Source organism: Streptomyces sp. CA-251387, assembly GCF_050936625.1.
Taxonomy (GTDB): domain Bacteria; phylum Actinomycetota; class Actinomycetes; order Streptomycetales; family Streptomycetaceae; genus Streptomyces.
Window position 1 is genome coordinate 3,846,648 of record NZ_JBNJMJ010000001.1, and the last position, 16,775, is coordinate 3,863,422.

The following is a 16,775-nucleotide window of genomic DNA, read 5'->3' on the forward strand; positions in this document are numbered from 1 at the left end:
CATGCGCATTGTGGTTCTGGCAGGCGGCATCGGTGGTGCCCGGTTCCTGCGCGGTCTGAAGCGGGCCGTGCCGGACGCGGACATCACCGTCATCGGCAACACCGGGGACGACATCCACCTCTTCGGACTGAAGGTCTGCCCGGACCTCGACACGGTGATGTACACCCTGGGCGGCGGCATCAACGAGGAGCAGGGCTGGGGCCGGTCCGACGAGACCTTCCACCTCAAGGAGGAGCTCGCGGCGTACGGCGTGGGGCCGGAGTGGTTCGGGCTGGGCGACCGGGATTTCGCCACACACATCGTGCGGACGCAGATGATCGGCGCCGGCTATCCGCTCAGCGCGGTGACGCAGGCCCTCTGCGACCGCTGGAAGCCGGGAGTCCGTCTCATCCCCATGACCGACGACCGCGTCGAGACGCATGTCGCGGTCGAGGTGGACGGCGAGCGCAAGGCCGTCCACTTCCAGGAGTACTGGGTGCGGCTGCGGGCCTCGGTGCCGGCGGAGGCGATCGTGCCGGTCGGCGCGGAGCAGGCCAAGCCCGCGCCGGGCGTCCTGGAGGCGATCGCCGAGGCGGACGTCATCCTCTTCCCGCCGTCCAATCCGGTCGTGTCGGTCGGCACGATCCTCGCCGTGCCCGGCATCCGGGAGGCCATCGCCGACGCGGGCGTACCGGTCGTAGGCCTGTCCCCCATCGTCGGGGACGCGCCCGTGCGCGGGATGGCCGACAAGGTGCTCGCCGCGGTCGGCGTGGAGTCGACGGCCGCGGCGGTCGCCGAGCACTACGGCTCGGGGCTCCTCGACGGCTGGCTCGTCGACACCGTGGACGCGGGCGCCGTGGAGCGGGTCGAGGCGGCCGGGATCCGCTGCCGGGCCGTACCGCTGATGATGACCGACACCGACGCCGCCGCGCAGATGGCCCGCGAGGCGCTGGCGCTGGCGGAGGAGGTGCGGGCGGCTTGAGCGAGGTGTCAGCCGACGGCTACCGGGTCTGGGCCGTCTCCGGGATTCCCGAGGTCCAGCAGGGCGACGACCTCGCGAAACTGATCGCCGCCGCCGAACCCGGCCTCACCGACGGGGACGTGCTCCTGGTCACCTCGAAGATCGTCTCCAAGGCGGAGGGACGGATCGTCGAGGCGGCCGACCGCGAGGCCGCCATCGACGCGGAGACGGTGCGGGTCGTCGCGCGCCGCGGCGCCCTCCGCATCGTCGAGAACCGGCAGGGCCTCGTGATGGCCGCGGCCGGCGTGGACGCCTCCAACACCCCCGCCGGGACCGTGCTGTTGCTGCCCGAGGACCCGGACGCGTCCGCGCGGGCGATCCGGGACGGACTGCGGGACGCCCTCGGCGTCGACGTCGGGGTCGTCGTCACCGACACCTCCGGGCGGCCCTGGCGCTCGGGGCTCACGGACGTGGCGATCGGCGCCGCCGGTGTGCGCGTGCTCGACGATCTGCGCGGGGGCGCGGACGCGTACGGCAATCCGCTCAATGCGACCGTCGTGGCGACGGCGGACGAACTGGCCGCCGCCGGTGATCTGGTGAAGGGCAAGGCCGCCGGCCTGCCCGTCGCCGTCGTGCGCGGGCTGGCGCACACGGTGGCCGAGGAGCACGGGGAGGGGGCCCGGGCCTTGGTGCGCGGCGCGCGCGACGACATGTTCCGGCTCGGGACGTCGGAGGCGGTACGGGAGGCGGTCACCCAGCGCCGTACCGTACGGGCCTTCACGGACGAACCCGTCGACCCCGGGGCCGTACGAAGAGCGGTCGCGGCGGCTGTCACGGCCCCGGCGCCGCATCACACGACGCCGTGGCGGTTCGTGCTGCTGGAGTCTCGGGAGTCGCGGACGCGGCTGCTCGACGCGATGCGGGATGCGTGGATCGCGGATCTTCGGCGGGACGGCAAGAGCGAGGAGTCGATCGCGAAGCGGGTGCGGCGCGGGGATGTGCTGCGGAATGCGCCGTATCTCGTCGTGCCGTGTCTGGTGATGGACGGCTCGCACACCTACGGCGACGCTCGGCGGGACGGGGCCGAGCGGGAGATGTTCGTCGTCGCCGCCGGGGCCGGGGTGCAGAACTTCCTGGTCGCGCTGGCCGGGGAGCGGCTGGGCTCGGCTTGGGTCTCGTCGACCATGTTCTGCCGGGATGTGGTGCGGGAGGTGCTCGGGCTGCCGGAGGACTGGGATCCGATGGGGGCGGTGGCGGTCGGTCATCCGGCGGAGGAACCGCGGCCGCGGCCGGAGCGGGATGCGGGGCGTTTCATCGAGGTGCGCTGACAGACGCCGGTCGGCGCATACGCTCGTAGCACCCTCCCGTACCCCTAGGACCTCATCCGTGGCAGGAAGATTCGCTCCGCGCCCCACGCGTACGACCGTGCGCGGCGGGCATGTGGCCGTGCCCGCGGGGATACCGCGGCAGGCTCCGGCCCCCGCGCGGGTGCGTACCTGGGTGCCGGAGGGGCCGCTCGATCTCGGGCTCGTACTGGGGCCGCTGCGGCGTGGGCCGGGGGATCCGACGTTCCGGGCGATGCCGGACGGGTCCGTGTGGCGGGCCACTCGTACGCCGACCGGGCCGGGGACGTTGCGGGTCAGCGCGCGGGGCGCCGAAGTGCGGGGTGAGGCCTGGGGGCCGGGGGCCGAGTGGCTGCTGGAGCAGTTGCCGGAACTGCTCGGGGCCGCCGACGATCCGTCCGCCTTCGTGCCGCGGCATCGGCTGGTGGCGCTCACTCGGCATCGGCGGCCGGGGCTCAGGCTGACGCGGACCGGGCTGGTGCTGGAGTCGTTGATTCCGTCGGTTCTGGAGCAGAAGGTCACGACCGATGAGGCGTATCGGGCGTGGCGGTTGCTGGTGCGGAAGTACGGGGAGCCGGCGCCGGGGCCCGCGCCCGGGCGGATGTGTGTGATGCCGGATGCGGAGACCTGGCGGATGGTTCCGTCCTGGGAGTGGCACCGGGCCGGGGTCGACAACAAGCGGGCGTCCACGATTCTTCGGGCCGTACGGGTTGCTGCGCGGCTGGAGGAGGCGGTGCGGATGCCTCCGGCTCAGGCGCAGGCTCGGTTGGAGGTCGTGCCGGGGATCGGGCCGTGGACGTCGGCGGAGGTGGTGCAGCGCAGTCATGGGGCGCCGGATGCGGTGACCGTGGGGGATCTGCATCTGCCCGGGATTGTGGGGTTTGCGCTGGCCGGGGATCGGGATGCGGATGACTCCGTGATGCTGGAGTTGCTGGAGCCGTATGCGGGGCAGCGGCATCGGGCGGCTCGGTTGATTCTGCTGAGTGGGCGGGTGCCGGGGCGGCGGGCGCCGCGGATGCCTCGGGGGGATATCGGGCGGTTGTGACGAGGGCGGCGTGCGCTGCGGTTGTCGTAGCTCTTTTTTCGCCACCGCCGCCCCTACCCGTCCCATCCTGAAGGGGCTCCGCCCCTTCGACCCCGCCAGGGGGCTCCGCCCCCTGGACCCCCGTCGGCCCCTAAAGGGCCTCGTCCTCAAACGCTGGACGGGCTGAAATGCCGGGACCGGCGTCAAGGAGGCGAGCCCCCTGCGGGTGGGTGGGGGTTAGGGATGGTTGCGGCCTCGTCCTCGAACGCCGGACCTGCTGAAGGCAGCTGGCCGACGTCGCGAGGCGGAGGACCCCTGCGGGTGGGTGGGGGTTAGGGATGGTTGCGGCCTCGTCCTCGAACGCCGGACCTGCTGAAGGCAGCTGGCCGACGTCGCGAGGCGGAGGACCCCTGCGGGTGGGTGGGGGTTAGGGATGGTTGCGGCCTCGTCCTCGAACGCCGGACCTGCTGAAGGCAGCTGGCCGGCGTCCAGAGGCGGAGGTCCGGATGGTTGCGGCCTCGTCCTCGAATGCCGGACGGGCTGAATGCGGTGACCGGTGTCGAGAGGTGGCGGTCTCCCTGCGGGCGGGTGACGGATCGGGACCGTGGCGCCCCGTCCTCCAACGCCGGACGGGGTGAATTGATGCGGGCCGGCGCCGAGAAGTGGCGCTCACCGCTGCTCTACAGATCCGGCGAGAACCGCACCGCCCCCGCCGGAATCCGGGCGTCGCACCACACTCGCGCGCCCTCCCTCAGCTCGTTGTCGGCGCCGATCACCGCGCCGTCGCCGATGACCGTGCCGGTGAGGACGGAGCGTTCGCCGACGCGGGCGCGGGTGCCGATGAGGGAGTCGGTGATGATGGCGCCGGGTTCGATGACGGCGCCCGGGAGGATCGTGCTGCCGAAGACGCGCGCGCCCTCGGCGACGAACGCGCCCTCGCCCACGACCGTGCCGCCGGTCAGCTTGGCGTCGGGGGCCACCGTGGCCGTGGGAAGGATCAAGCGGTCGCCGCAGCGGCCGGGGACCGCGGGGGACGGGGCCCGGCCCAAGACCAGGTCCGCCGAACCGCGGACGAACGCCGCGGGGGTGCCCAGGTCCAGCCAGTAGGTCGAGTCGACCATGCCCTGGAGGTGGGCTCCTGCCGCGAGGAGGTCGGGGAAGGTCTCGCGTTCCACCGAGACCGGGCGGCCCGCCGGGATCGTGTCGATGACCGAGCGGCGGAAGACGTACGCTCCCGCGTTGATCTGGTCGGTGACGATCTCCTCGGGGGTCTGCGGCTTCTCCAGGAACGCCGTCACCCGGCCCGTCTCGTCCGTGGGGACCAGGCCGTACGCCCTCGGGTCCGTCACCTGCGTCAGATGGAGGGAGATGTCCGCGCCCGTCGTCTCATGCGTGCGGACCAGGGCCTTGATGTCCAGCCCGGTGAGGATGTCACCGTTGAAGATCAGGACCGGGTCGTCGGGCGCGGAGTGCAGCCGGGAGGCCACGTTGCGGATCGCGCCGCCCGTGCCGAGGGGCTCCTCCTCCGTCACGTACTCCAGATGGAGACCCAGCGCCGAGCCGTCGCCGAAGTGCGGCTCGAAGACCTCGGCCAGGTACGACGTCGCCAGGACGATGTGTTCCACCCCCGCCGCTCTCGCTCTCGCCAACTGGTGCGTGAGGAACGGGACCCCTGCCGCCGGCACCATGGGCTTCGGCGTGTGCACGGTGAGCGGACGCAACCGAGTGCCCTTGCCGCCGACCAGGAGGATCGCTTCTGTCACCTGTCGTCTCTGCTTCCTGCCGGGACCGGCCGAACTGTCTTTCGGCCGGCCAGTGTATGCAGACCGTTGTGCGGCGCCCTCGACGGCAGTGCGGCATTCCCTCCGCCACTTGTCCCCCGACAGCGGTGAATACGAGCCCATGCCACCCCCATGCCACCCCCATGGCCAACCCGGTGCCCCCATGTCATCCCCGCGACCACCCCCACCGCCCCCGCACGCCCCCGCACGCCCCCGCACGCCCCCCGAAGTCCCTCCGCCCGCTTCTCAACGCCCCTGGTAGCGGGCCGCCGTGGCGCGCGCCGCGCCGAGCTTGCGGTAGAGCTGCCATCCCGGGCACTCCGTGGAGAAGCCGTCCCGATGGCCGGAGATCGCATTCAGTCGTACGTTCTTTCCCTTTCGGTAGAGATTGCCACCGCCGGACTTCAGGTATGTCTTTCCGCGCGGATTGACGCCGTAGAGCCCCAGTTTCCAAGCCGTGAGCCGGGCGATGGCCCGCACCGCGGCAGCGGACGGCCTGCTGTAGCCATAGCTGCCGAGGACGGCGATCCCCATGGTGTTGGAGTTGAAACCGAGAGTGTGGGCGCCGAGGACCGGCTTCGCCACTCCCCCGGCGCGTCCCTCGTAGATGTTTCCGCACTTGTCGACGAGGAAGTTGTAGCCGAGGTCGCGCCAGCCCATGCTCAGGACGTGGTAGCGGTAGATACCGCGAATGAGCGAGGGGACCTGCGAGCACCAGTACCTGGCACCGGTCGCCGTGTGGTGCACGAACGCCGCCTTCACCTTCCTCGTGTAGGCGAAACTCCGCTCCCGCCACCGCTCGTTCGCACCCCAGCCGCGCCGCGTGACGATGCGCGGCCGCGGCCCGATGTACGGCCTCGCCCGCTGCTCCTGCGTCAACTCACCACCGCGCAGGGCCACCATCTCCCGCTGGGTCTCGGCCCGGCCGAGCGCGGGGATCTCGGTGGCGCCGAGGGGCGCGAGTTCGACGTTGGCGGCCGAGGTGGCGGCGTCGGCGGCGGAGGCGGCGAGGGCCTCGGCGGTCTCGGCGGTCTCGGCCTTGAGGGAACCGGGGCGGGGGGCGCCGGGCTCCCCGGGTGCGGGGGCCGGATCGCCGGGGTCGACGAGTTCGAGGTGGAGGCCGGCGGGCAGCGGGGAGGCGGCGTCGGTGCCGGCTGTCGGGGCCGGGTCGCCGGCGCCCGGTACCGGTACGCGCTCCCCGGACCGGCCCTCGGCGGCCTCCGCCGTGACCCGGACCTCGACACCGTCCGACTCGCCGACCCACAACGGTGCCGTGGAGCCACGCACCCGGCTGGAGCGGCCTTCGGGGGTGTCGGGGTCGGCCGCGTGCTCGGCGTTGTGCGTCTCGAGGTCCTGCCAGCCGGACCAGGTGCCGGTGCCGACCGCGCGGGTGCGGACCTGGACGCGGCCGTGCAGTTCGGTGTCCGGGTCGTCCCAGACGACGCCGACGAGGGAGAAGCGCGGTACGTCCCGGCGGGACAGCCCCTGTTCGGCGGGGGCACCGCCGCGGTCGCGGCCGCGGGGGACGAGGGGCAGCGACTGGGTGCTGCCGGGGACGGACGGCTCGGCGCTCTCATGACGCACCGTCGGGCCGGGCGCGGTGGCCACCGTCTCCCCGCGCGTGGCCGCTTCCGCGCCGAGCGCCGGTCTCGCGGTCGCCGCGACGGCGGGTGGGGTGAGCGGGAGAGCGAGAGCTACCGCGCACGTGACACCGATCGAGGAAGCAAGGAATCCACGCATGCTCCTGATAGTGGACATAGCCTTACAAACCTGTCCATTGCGGAATTGACGGAGTGTCGGCCAGTGATTCACCCGAAACGGTGACGCCAGGGTGCCGCCAACCGGCGGTGCGTGTACGCCGGTCCGCGTACCCTTGCGCGGGTGAACGCCTCCGATCGCACCCCTGCCGACCTGCTGCGTTCCGCGCTCGCCGCGGATCCCGGACGCCCCCTGGTGACCTTCTACGACGACGCCACCGGGGAACGCGTCGAATTGTCCGTGGCCACCTTCGCCAACTGGGTGGCCAAGACCGCGAACCTGCTCCAGGGCGACCTGGGGGCCGGGCCGGGTGACCGGGTCGCGTTGCTGCTGCCCGCGCACTGGCAGACGGCGGTGTGGCTGCTGGCGTGTTCGTCGGTGGGCGCAATCGCGGACGTGGGCGGGGATCCGGCGGTGGCCGACGTGGTCGTGAGCGGGCCGGAGACGCTGGAAGCCGCGCGGGCGTGCCGCGGTGAGCGGGTCGCCCTGTCGCTACGGCCGCTGGGGGGCCGCTTCCCGCAGCCGCCGGCCGGTTTCGCCGACTACGCCGTGGAAGTGCCGAGCCAGGGTGACCGTTTCGTCCCGTACGCGCCGGTCGATCCCGACGATCCGGCGCTGATCGTGGCCGGCCGGGAGTTCAGCGGCGCCGAGGTCGTCGAACGCGCCCAGGCCGAGGCGACGGGGCTCGGCCTCACGGGACCTGGCTCACGGATCCTGTCGGCCCTGCCGTACGACACCTGGGAGGGCCTCAACGCCGGGCTGTACGCGGCGCTGGCGACGGGTGGGTCGGTGGTCCTGTGCCGGCACCTCGAGTCACTGGACGAGGAGGCGCTGGCGAAGCGGATCGAGAGCGAGCGGGTGACGACCACGGCACGGTAACGACTGCGCCGGCTGGACCGTGCCACAACTGACCGCCGACTTGTGGCTGGCCCGGCGCGGGGGCTGGGCCGGGGTCGGTCGCGCAGCCCGGCGCCGGCGGGCTGCCGCTGCGCCCACCCGTGCCGCCCCAGCGGCACGACTGCCGCAGCTAAGTGGGCATGAGGGGCCAGCAGCTACCCAGGCTGCTGCGGGCCGTAAGGCGGTGGCGCGTACCCCCGCGGGCCCGCGGTCGCGTACGGCGGGAAGGGGACGTGTCGGGGGGTGTCCGCCCGCAGTGGCCGGCGTCAACACGCAGTGCCTCCTGGCCTAAGTCCAGCCGCCGGTCCGAGGACGGACACCCCCCCCCGGCACGGCCCCGACCCACCCACCGACCGCAGGCGCTACGCGCCCCCCACTCAGCGGCACAGGCCGCCGCAGGCATCCCGCCCAACCGCCGGACGCACGCCGCATCAACGCGCACCCCCACCACCCGCACAGGCCACCCCAGACCTCCCCGGCCCCACCGCCGGAGGCACCCGTCACCCGTTCGGCCCACCACCACCCACCCCTCACCCCCCACCCAAGCCATGGTCGTAACAACAGCCCACACCACCCGCAGCACGCTGCACTGAGGAGTGGAGCCAGACGTGACCCGCATCGCACGCCCACGCCCCGGAGGTTCCGGTGTCGGGCGGCGGCGTAGGTGGCGGTGGGTGCGGCGCGGGGCGCTGGGGGTGGGGCTGGTGCTCGTGGCCGCCGCCGGAGCCGGCTGGGCCGTCTACGCCAAGCTCGACTCCAACATCACCGCCGACGAAGCCGCCGCCGCAGAACTGGAACGGTACGAGAAGGAGCGCCCCACCTCACTCGTGCGCGGCGCGCAGAACATCCTGCTGATCGGCTCGGACTCCAGGGCAGGCAGCGGCAACCGGCGCTACGGGCGCGACTCGGGCACCGAGCGGTCCGACACCACGATCCTGCTGCACCTGTCCGCGGGACGCCGCAGCGCCACCGCCGTCTCGATACCCCGCGATCTCATGGTCGACGTCCCCGGCTGCCGACGCCCCGACGGCACCCGCAGCGACCCGATGTTCGCGATGTTCAACTACGCCTTCCAGGTCGGCGGTTCGGCCTGCACCATCCGTACCGTCGAGCGGCTCACCGACATCCGCATCGACCACCACATGGTCGTCGACTTCCACGGCTTCAAGGAGATGATCGACGCCCTCCAAGGCGTGGAGATCTGCCTCACGGAGCCCATCAACGACAAGGCCGCCAAACTGAGGCTCCCGGCCGGCAAGGTGACTCTCAACGGCGAACAGGCCCTCGGCTACGTCCGCGCCCGCAAGTCCCTCGGCGACGGCAGCGACACCGACCGCATGCACCGCCAGCAGCGATTCCTCGCCGCACTGGTCAACAAGGTCCAGAGCAACGACGTACTGCTGAACCCGGTCAGGCTCTATCCCGTCCTGGACGCCGCCACGTCCTCCCTCACCACCGACCCCGCCCTGGCCAACTTGCGCGGTTTGTACGAACTCGTGCGCGGCGTGCGCGACATCCCCACCGAACGCGTGCAATTCCTCACCGTTCCCCGGGAGTCGTACATCCACAACGCCAATCGCGACCAACTCAAGGAGCCCGAGGCCGAGCGGCTCTTCGAGCGGCTGCGCACCGACACCCCGGTGGTAGTCGCCGATTCGCCCGAATTGCACCAGGCCCCTCCGCGCGTTTCCTCGCACAGGAGTTCCCCTCGCGACAACGGAAAGTCCACCGCCCAGCGGCCCGCCACACCCGCAGAACCCACTCCCCCGCCCCCCACCTTCCGGGGCAACACCGCCGCCGAGAACCCCTGTAGGTAAAACGCTCACCAAGTCGGCGAAGCCCAATTCAAAGAAATGGGTCGGATTGCCCAGTTGTAGGGACGTGGAATTTGTCACCGTCGTCGCTTGACGCTGATCTGGCCGGATAGTGTGAGCGATCCGGTGCACCCGGCCGTAGTTAGGCTTGCGCACTGTTTGACCGAAAGAGACCCGAGCGCCTTGGAGGGGGAAGGCGCCGCGTGGCCCCGACGGAGGATTCAGACAACCGTGGACGCGCAAGGCCGTGGGCGGGCGGACGACATCGACCCCGCAGACCAGTGGGTACTCAATCCGAACACCGGCGAATACGAACTGCGACTGACTCCTTCCGCTCCGCAATCGTCGGTGCCCGGACCTCGCAGAGCCGCCTCCCGGACCGGCGCCGCCTCCCGGGCCACCGGTGCGAAGGCCGGCGGCGCGGGCGGAGCGGTGCGCAACCGGACCGCGGCGCCCGAGACGCGCCCGGCACCCGGCCGTGAGGTCCCGCCGCAGCGCAGGCGCCGGGGCGTGCCCGAGGAGCCGCTGCCGGGGCGGCGCGGTCGCCGGCCGGTGAAGAAGAGCAAGGCGAAGAAGGCCGTGCTCTGGACCGGCGGAATCATGGCGTTCGTGGTCGTCGCCGCCGCGGCCGGTGCGTATCTCTATATCGAGCACCTCAACGACAACATCCAGTCCGTCTCCGACGACGGCGCGAGCACCGGTGGCTTCAGCAAGGACAAGGCCATCAACATCCTGCTCATCGGCACGGACAAGCGCACGGGCGCGGGCAACGGCAGCTACGGCGACAAGGACAGCCCCGGCCACGCCGACACCACGATCCTGCTGCACGTGTCGAAGGACCGCTCGAACGCGACCGCGCTCAGCATCCCGCGCGACCTGATCGTCGACATCCCGGACTGCCCGACGACGCAGGAAGACGGTTCCCAGAAGGTCATCCCGGGCGAGACCGGCGAGCGTTTCAACACGAGCCTCGGCCAGGAGGGCCGTACGCCCAGCTGCACCGCGCGTACGGTCACCGAGCTGACCGGGATCAAGCCGGACAATTTCATGGTGGCCGACTTCAACGCGGTGAAGACCCTGACGACGGCGGTCGGCGGCGTCGAGGTATGCCTGGCCAAGGACATCGACGACCCCGACTCCCACCTCAAGCTCAGCGAGGGCAAGCACGTCATCGCGGGCGAGCAGGCGCTGGCCTTCGTCCGCACCCGGCACTCCGTCGGCTTCGGCGGCGACCTGAGCCGGATCGGGCTGCAGCAGCAGTTCCTCAGCGCGCTGATGCGCAAGCTGAAGTCCAACGACACGCTCTCCAGCCCGTCGAAGATGATCAAGCTGGCCGAGGCGGGCACGAAGGCGCTGACCGTCGACTCCCAGCTGAACAGCATCGACAAGCTGAAGGACCTCGGCCTGGAGCTGGGCAAGCTCAACACCAAGAACCTGACCTTCACGACGGTTCCGGTGATCGACAACCCGGCCGAGAAGGTGAAGACGACCGTCGTACTCAACAAGACGAAGGCTCCCGAGGTCTTCCAGGCGATCCAGAACGACGTCTCCTTCACCGCGGTCAAGCAGCAGAAGCAGAAGGAGGCCGCCGCCGTGGCCGCCCGGCTCAAGGGCACCAAGGCCGACCCCTCCGAGGTACGGGTGCAGGTCATGAACGGCGGGGCGCCCGCCGGCAGTGCCCAGGAGACCCTCACCTGGCTGCAGACCGAGGAGGGCGTCACCAAGTCCGAGAACGCGGGCAACGCCCCGGCGACGCTGGCGAAGACCACGCTCGAATACGCACCGGACCAGGCGGACCAGGCACGCCGGCTCGCCGCCATCCTGGGGCTCTCCGGGGCCGCGATGAAGCCCGGCAAGAGCGTGACCAACTCCCAGGGTCTGCCCACGATGACGCTGACGCTGGGCAAGGACTTCAAGGGTGCGGGCGTGCCACTCACCCCTCCGACGAAGGCACCCGACGTGGAGAAGTCCACGGCGGACAAGGTCGAGTGCGCGAAGTAGCCGTACCAACGGGCCCGTGCCACCGCCGACTTGAGGTGGGGCGGGCCTGTTTCGGCACGGAAGTTCCGGCACCGAATCTCCGGCCGGGAACGCAACTGTCCTGGACTCTCGTTGGTCTGACACAGGACACGGTTGTGTCAGGCGTCGGACGCCTGACACACCGCGTGGCCGTGCCGGGCGTGGATTTTGCCGACACGTGGCCAACCCGGTTCGGATCCACAGTGGTCTGACAGGTAGCGAACCGGTGTCGGACAGGGTGGCCTGACATGGTTCGCTCCGCATCGGACAGGGAGGTCCGGCGCGGAGCGACGGCGCGTAGGGCCAAGGGTGGGGAAGGGCAGAGAGTTGGCGCAGAGCAGTGTGCGAGGGGAGGCCCCCGCGGTGGACGACACCATGTCGCTCACCCGGCAGGCCGACCAGGACACGCCGGCCGACCAGGGCGGCCGGCACGGCGGCGGGGGACGCAGGGGCGGCCGGGGAACCGACAGCAGGCGCCGCAGACGGCGGGTGCTGCGCTGGTCGGCGACGGTTCTGGCGGTGGTGATACTGGGCACCGCGGGTGCCGGGTATCTCTACTACCAGCACCTCAACGGCAACCTGAAGAAGGACGACCTCAACATCGGCGACGCGAAGGACCGCGCCGCCAGGACCGAGGCGAACGCGGCCGGTCAGACGCCGCTGAACATCCTGCTGATCGGCTCGGACGCGCGGGACAGCAAGGAGAACCAGAAACTCGGCGGCGCGAAGGAGACGTTCGGCGCCGCGCCGCTCGCCGACGTCCAGATGCTGCTGCACGTCTCCGCGGACCGCACCAACATGTCGGTCGTCAGCATGCCGCGCGACACGCTGGTGGACATACCCAAGTGCACGGACCCCGACAGCGGGGACGAGTACGGGGCCCTGCAGCGCGCGATGACGAACCGGTCGCTCGGCCGCGGCGGCCCGGGGTGCACGGTGGCGACGTGGGAGAAGCTCACCGACATCCACATCGACCACTTCATGATGATCGACTTCTCGGGTGTGGTGTCGATGGCCGACGCGATCGGCGGTGTCCCGGTCTGCGTCGACAAGAACATCCACTCCAAGGACAGCAAGGGCCACGGCTCCGGGCTGAAGCTGGAGAAGGGCGAGACGTACATCAAGGGTGAGCAGGCCCTGCAGTGGCTGCGCACCCGGTACGGCTTCGAGGACGGCAGCGACCTCGCCCGCGCCAAGGCGCAGCACATGTACATGAACTCGATGGTTCGCGAGCTGCGCAAGAACGCCAAGCTGAGCAACCCGGGCAAGCTGCGTGCCCTCGCCGAGGCGGCCACCAACGCGCTCACCGTCGATCCGGGCATCGGCACGGTGGCGAAGCTCTACGACTTGGCGGGCGAGCTCAAGAAGGTGCCGACCTCGCGCATCACCATGACGACGATGCCGAACGCGTACGACACGATCCAGACCGGGCGCGTGGTGCCCACCGAGGACGCCACCAAGCTGTTCCGGCTGGTGCGGGACGACATCGCCCTCGACGGCAAGGACAAGAAGAAGTCCACCGAGGAGAAGGCCTCCACCGACCCGGCCGCGGCGGACGGCGAGATCGCCGTCCAGGTGCAGAACGGCACCCGCACCGACACCCTCGCCGCGGTCACCGGCCGCGCCAACACCGTCGCCGGGCTGCTCGTCGACAAGGGCTTCACCCAGGCCCTGGCGGACCGCTCGGTCGCACCGGCCGAGGAGACGACGCTCATCCGCTACCCGAGCGCCGACCTGGAGGGCGACGCCCAGCGGGTCGCCAAGGCCCTCGGCATCCCGACCAGCGCCGTGAAGAAGTCCACGGACGTCTCCGGCGTCACCCTCGTCGTCGGCGCCGACTGGCGGGAGGGTACGGCGTACAAGGCGCCGAAGCAGGACGACAAGACACCGAAGACGGCAGATGCGCTGAACGCCTCCGACACGAAGGCGTGCATGAAGGTGGACCCGGACTTCACCTGGTCGTAGCGGCGGGCCGGAGCCCGGCGGGCTCAGTTCGGGCTGAGTACCGCTGGGCGCCTGGACGCGATGACCTTCTTGGCCAGCGACCGCGGGCTGGTCAGGAAGCCGTAGCCCCAGGACATGTGCATGGTGGCGAGGGCGACGGGGATCTGCAGGCGTGCCTTCAGGGGCAGGCCCTTGCCCGCCGGGACCGAACCGGCGACGATCGCCGCGAGGTAGCCGCCGGGGACGACCAGGGCCCACGGGGTGACCAGGGCGCCGAGCACGAGGCCCGCCGCTATGGCGCACACCGCCGTCGGCGGGGCGAGGTAGCGCAGGTTGATGGAGCCGGCGTGGTAGCGGGCGACGACGTGGCGCCAGCGGCCGTAGTCCTTGTACTGCTTGGCGAGCGCCTTCACGCTCGGCCTCGGGCGGTACGACACCTTCAGCTCGGGCGAGAACCAGATCAGCCCGCCCGCTTCCCTGATCCGGAAGTTGAGCTCCCAGTCCTGGGCGCGGATGAACTCCTCGTTGTAGCCGCCCTGCTGCTCCAGCGCCTCGCGCCGGAAGACACCGAGGTAGACCGTCTCGGCCTCCCCCGCCTGACCGCCGGTGTGGAAGGCGGCGTTGCCGACGCCGATCTTCGAGGTCATCGCGGCGGCGACGGCGCGCTCCCAGTCGTTCTCGCCCTCGGCGTGCATGATGCCGCCGACGTTCTGCGCGCCGGTCTCCTCCAGGAGCCGTACGGCGGTGGCGATGTAGTTCGGCGAGAGCATGCCGTGGCCGTCGACGCGGACGACGATCGAGTGCCGGGAGGCCTTGATCGCGGCGTTGAGGGCGGCCGGGGTGCGGCCGGTGGGGTTCGGGACGGTGTGCACGCGAGGGTCTTCCCGTACGAGCTCGGCGGCGATCTCGTCCGTGCGGTCCGTGGACGGACCGAGGGCGATCACGACCTCCATCTCGCCGGCGTACTCCTGCGCGAGGATCGCTTGGACGGCTCCGCGCAGATGCCGCTCCTCGTCGAGGACGGGCATGATGACGGACACGGCGGGGAGCTGCACGTCGGGATTGGCGTTCATAGGGACCTCACGTTACCGCGAACGGGGGACACCCTTGCGCGCCGCCCGGGTCGCTGCCCCGGGCAGGAGATCGTATGGGCCTACGGTGCTCACGGACCCACGTACGGCCCCCAGGGCAAGCCCCAGCGGAGGTATCTCCCCCATGCCCACGCCGCCCCGCCAGTCCCCTCCTCCCGCGCAGCGTCGTCCGCAGCCGTCCCGCCGCGGCGGGGCACGGCCGGTCGCGCCGGTACGGCGGAAGCGGCCGCGCTGGGCCATGCGGGCGGTGACCACGCTGTCCGTCGTGGTCCTCGCCTCCGCGGGGATCGGGCACGCGGTGGTCACCAGCCTGGACGCGAAGATCGCACGCGTGGACCCGTTCAAGGACATGAAGAACCGTCCGCAGGCGGGGCACGGGATGAACGTGCTGCTCGTCGGCACGGACGGCCGCGACCGCATCAGCGAGGAGGAGCGGCGCAAGTACCGGCTCGGCGGGGCCCCCTGTCACTGCACCGACACGATCATGATCGTGCACATCTCGGAGGACCGGGAGCGGGCGAGCGTGGTGAGCCTGCCGCGTGACTCGTACGCCGAGGTGCCGGCCGGTGAGGGACACAAGGCGCACCCGATCAAGATCAACGCGGCGTACGCGGAGGGCGGTCCGAACCTCACCGTGCGCACGGTCGAGCACATGACCCACATCAAGATCGACCACTATCTGGAGGTCGACTTCACCAGCTTCATGAAGACGGTGGACGTGGTGGGTGGCGTGCAGGTGTGCACCGCCGAGCCGCTGAAGGACTCGTACACCGGACTCGACCTGCCGGCCGGCACGCACCGGCTGATGGGCGGCGAGGCGCTGCAGTACGTGCGCGCCAGGCATGTGGACAGCGGCTCCGACCTGGGCCGGATGCAGCGCCAGCAGCGGTTCATGGCGGCGCTGATCGAGCGGGCGACGTCGTCCGGGATCCTGCTGAACCCGATGCGGTTCCGGGACGTGACGCGGGCGGTGCTGGGCTCGGTGCGGGCCGACAAGGGCTTCGGGACGGGCGAGCTGCTGGACCTCGGGCGGGCGATGCGGAACTTCTCGCCGTCGTCGTCGGAGTTCACGACCGTGCCCATCCGGCAGATCGGATACAACGTGAAGGGCGTCGGTTCCACCGTGAAGTGGGACTCCGCGAAGGCCGAGCGCCTCTTCCGGGCCCTGCGCGAGGACCAGCCGCTGGCCGCGCACCGCAAGAGGACCAAGGTGGTCCGGGTGGAGGTGGCCCCGCAGGAGATCCATGTGCAGGTGGAGAACGGCACGCACACGGAAGGCCTGGGCAAGCGCGTCGACACGGCACTGGCGGCCACCGGGTTCCGTACGACCGGGCGGCCGGTGGACGCGGAGGACCGCTCGCTGAAGCGGACGGTCGTCGCCCACGACCCGCGCTGGGACCGCTCGGCGAAGTCGCTGGCGGCCGCGCTGCCGGGGAGTGAGCTGCGGCCGGTGAAGGGGCTGGGGCCGACGCTGAAGGTGATCGTGGGGGCGGACTTCCGGCAGGTCCGGAAGGTGCGGTCGGAGGATCCGACGCAGGGCGAGTCCATCGTGGTGCGGGGTGACGAGACGGGGTGCTCGTGACGGAGAGTCACGCACCGCGCGACAGTGACATACAGTCCGTAACTCCAATGGCCCCGTACGACAGTCTCCGGCGGAATGCCGGGCACGTTGCTCCATGCGGCATCTGGTGGGAATTGTTGGCGTCCGCCCGATGGCGCGCCGCGGCGGGTGGGCGTAGGACGGAAGGGCACGGGGCCCGCCCCGGGCCCCTCTGGTCCCAGGAGGAGCCATGACCCAGCCCGGAACCCTGCCCGCGATGAGCAAGGAGATGCAGGACTGCATCGACGCTTGCATGTCCTGCCACGCCGTCTGCGAGGAGACGATGAGCTCCTGCATGCAGATGGGCGGTCAGCCGCAGATGCAGATCATGCGGGCGCTCATGGACTGCGCCGAGACGACCCGCATGTGCGCGGACATGATGATGCGCCGCTCGCCCATGTCGGCCGAGATGTGCGCGATGTGCGCCAAGGCCTGTGAGATGTGCGCCGAGGCGTGTATGTCCATGCCGGACGATCTCCAGATGAAGCGCTGTGCCGAGGCGTGTCGCCGCTGCGCCGAGAGCTGCCGCACGATGTCGGGCGCCACCATGTGAGGACCGCCCGG

Annotated in this window: 12 protein-coding genes; 9 read left to right on the top strand and 3 right to left on the bottom strand. The window is 71.1% G+C overall.

Annotation, left to right across the window (positions count from 1 at the left end):
* Window position 1: 1 nt before the first annotated feature.
* Genes cofD through ACQEV2_RS17010 form a run of 3 tightly spaced genes read left to right on the top strand, consistent with a single transcriptional unit; the run spans window position 2 to window position 3,328 of the window.
* The gene (gene cofD, locus ACQEV2_RS17000; protein ID WP_433041452.1) at window positions 2-961 is read left to right on the top strand and encodes a 2-phospho-L-lactate transferase; all 960 of its coding nucleotides are present in this window, start codon (window positions 2-4) and stop codon (window positions 959-961) included.
* 5 nt (window positions 962-966) lie between these two features.
* Window positions 967-2,268 carry a coenzyme F420-0:L-glutamate ligase gene (locus tag ACQEV2_RS17005; RefSeq protein ID WP_433054512.1) on the top strand — a complete coding sequence of 434 codons (1,302 nt, stop codon included), beginning with the start codon at window positions 967-969 and terminating at the stop codon, window positions 2,266-2,268.
* A gap of 58 nt (window positions 2,269-2,326) precedes the next feature.
* Window positions 2,327-3,328, top strand: coding sequence for a DNA-3-methyladenine glycosylase family protein (locus tag ACQEV2_RS17010; RefSeq protein ID WP_433041455.1), 1,002 nt, complete (start codon window positions 2,327-2,329; stop codon window positions 3,326-3,328).
* 659 nt (window positions 3,329-3,987) lie between these two features.
* On the opposite strand, the gene ACQEV2_RS17015 is transcribed toward ACQEV2_RS17010, so the two are convergent.
* Entirely contained in the window at window positions 3,988-5,070 is a 1,083-nt protein-coding gene (locus ACQEV2_RS17015; protein ID WP_433041458.1) for a sugar phosphate nucleotidyltransferase, read from the bottom strand.
* Between the two features lie 264 nt (window positions 5,071-5,334).
* Window positions 5,335-6,828 (bottom strand): N-acetylmuramoyl-L-alanine amidase, encoded by a 1,494-nt coding sequence (locus ACQEV2_RS17020; RefSeq protein ID WP_433041461.1) that lies wholly within the window; start codon window positions 6,826-6,828, stop codon window positions 5,335-5,337.
* Between the two features lie 141 nt (window positions 6,829-6,969).
* Here ACQEV2_RS17020 and ACQEV2_RS17025 point away from each other — a divergent pair, with 141 nt between their 5' ends.
* From ACQEV2_RS17025 to ACQEV2_RS17040, 4 genes are all read left to right on the top strand, one after another.
* Window positions 6,970-7,725, top strand: coding sequence for a TIGR03089 family protein (locus ACQEV2_RS17025; protein WP_433041464.1), 756 nt, complete (start codon window positions 6,970-6,972; stop codon window positions 7,723-7,725).
* A gap of 626 nt (window positions 7,726-8,351) precedes the next feature.
* On the top strand, window positions 8,352-9,560 hold the full coding sequence (locus tag ACQEV2_RS17030; RefSeq protein ID WP_433041467.1) for an LCP family protein: 1,209 nt from the start codon (window positions 8,352-8,354) through the stop codon (window positions 9,558-9,560).
* A gap of 228 nt (window positions 9,561-9,788) precedes the next feature.
* Window positions 9,789-11,558, top strand: a complete 1,770-nt coding sequence (locus tag ACQEV2_RS17035; RefSeq protein ID WP_433041470.1) for an LCP family protein — start codon at window positions 9,789-9,791, stop codon at window positions 11,556-11,558.
* 393 nt (window positions 11,559-11,951) lie between these two features.
* Complete coding sequence (locus ACQEV2_RS17040; protein ID WP_433054515.1) at window positions 11,952-13,541, top strand: LCP family protein; 1,590 nt, start codon at window positions 11,952-11,954, stop codon at window positions 13,539-13,541.
* A 23-nt stretch (window positions 13,542-13,564) separates the two neighbouring features.
* On the opposite strand, the gene ACQEV2_RS17045 is transcribed toward ACQEV2_RS17040, so the two are convergent.
* The gene (locus ACQEV2_RS17045; protein WP_433041473.1) at window positions 13,565-14,593 is read right to left on the bottom strand and encodes a glycosyltransferase family 2 protein; all 1,029 of its coding nucleotides are present in this window, start codon (window positions 14,591-14,593) and stop codon (window positions 13,565-13,567) included.
* 142 nt (window positions 14,594-14,735) lie between these two features.
* Here ACQEV2_RS17045 and ACQEV2_RS17050 point away from each other — a divergent pair, with 142 nt between their 5' ends.
* A complete protein-coding gene (locus tag ACQEV2_RS17050) occupies window positions 14,736-16,193 on the top strand; it encodes an LCP family protein (protein WP_433041476.1) in 1,458 nt (485 codons plus the stop codon).
* A 208-nt stretch (window positions 16,194-16,401) separates the two neighbouring features.
* The gene (locus ACQEV2_RS17055) at window positions 16,402-16,764 is read left to right on the top strand and encodes a four-helix bundle copper-binding protein (RefSeq protein ID WP_433041479.1); all 363 of its coding nucleotides are present in this window, start codon (window positions 16,402-16,404) and stop codon (window positions 16,762-16,764) included.
* Window positions 16,765-16,775: the final 11 nt, after the last annotated feature.

Bases quoted from the DNA above. Each gene is read 5' to 3' on its own strand.
- cofD (WP_433041452.1), top strand. From the start codon at position 2: ATGCGCATTGTGGTTCTGGCAGGCGGCATCGGTGGTGCCCGGTTCCTG.
- ACQEV2_RS17020 (WP_433041461.1), bottom strand. From the start codon at position 6,828: ATGCGTGGATTCCTTGCTTCCTCGATCGGTGTCACGTGCGCGGTAGCT.
- ACQEV2_RS17040 (WP_433054515.1), top strand. From the start codon at position 11,952: ATGTCGCTCACCCGGCAGGCCGACCAGGACACGCCGGCCGACCAGGGC.
- ACQEV2_RS17045 (WP_433041473.1), bottom strand. From the start codon at position 14,593: ATGAACGCCAATCCCGACGTGCAGCTCCCCGCCGTGTCCGTCATCATG.
- ACQEV2_RS17050 (WP_433041476.1), top strand. From the start codon at position 14,736: ATGCCCACGCCGCCCCGCCAGTCCCCTCCTCCCGCGCAGCGTCGTCCG.
- ACQEV2_RS17055 (WP_433041479.1), top strand. From the start codon at position 16,402: ATGACCCAGCCCGGAACCCTGCCCGCGATGAGCAAGGAGATGCAGGAC.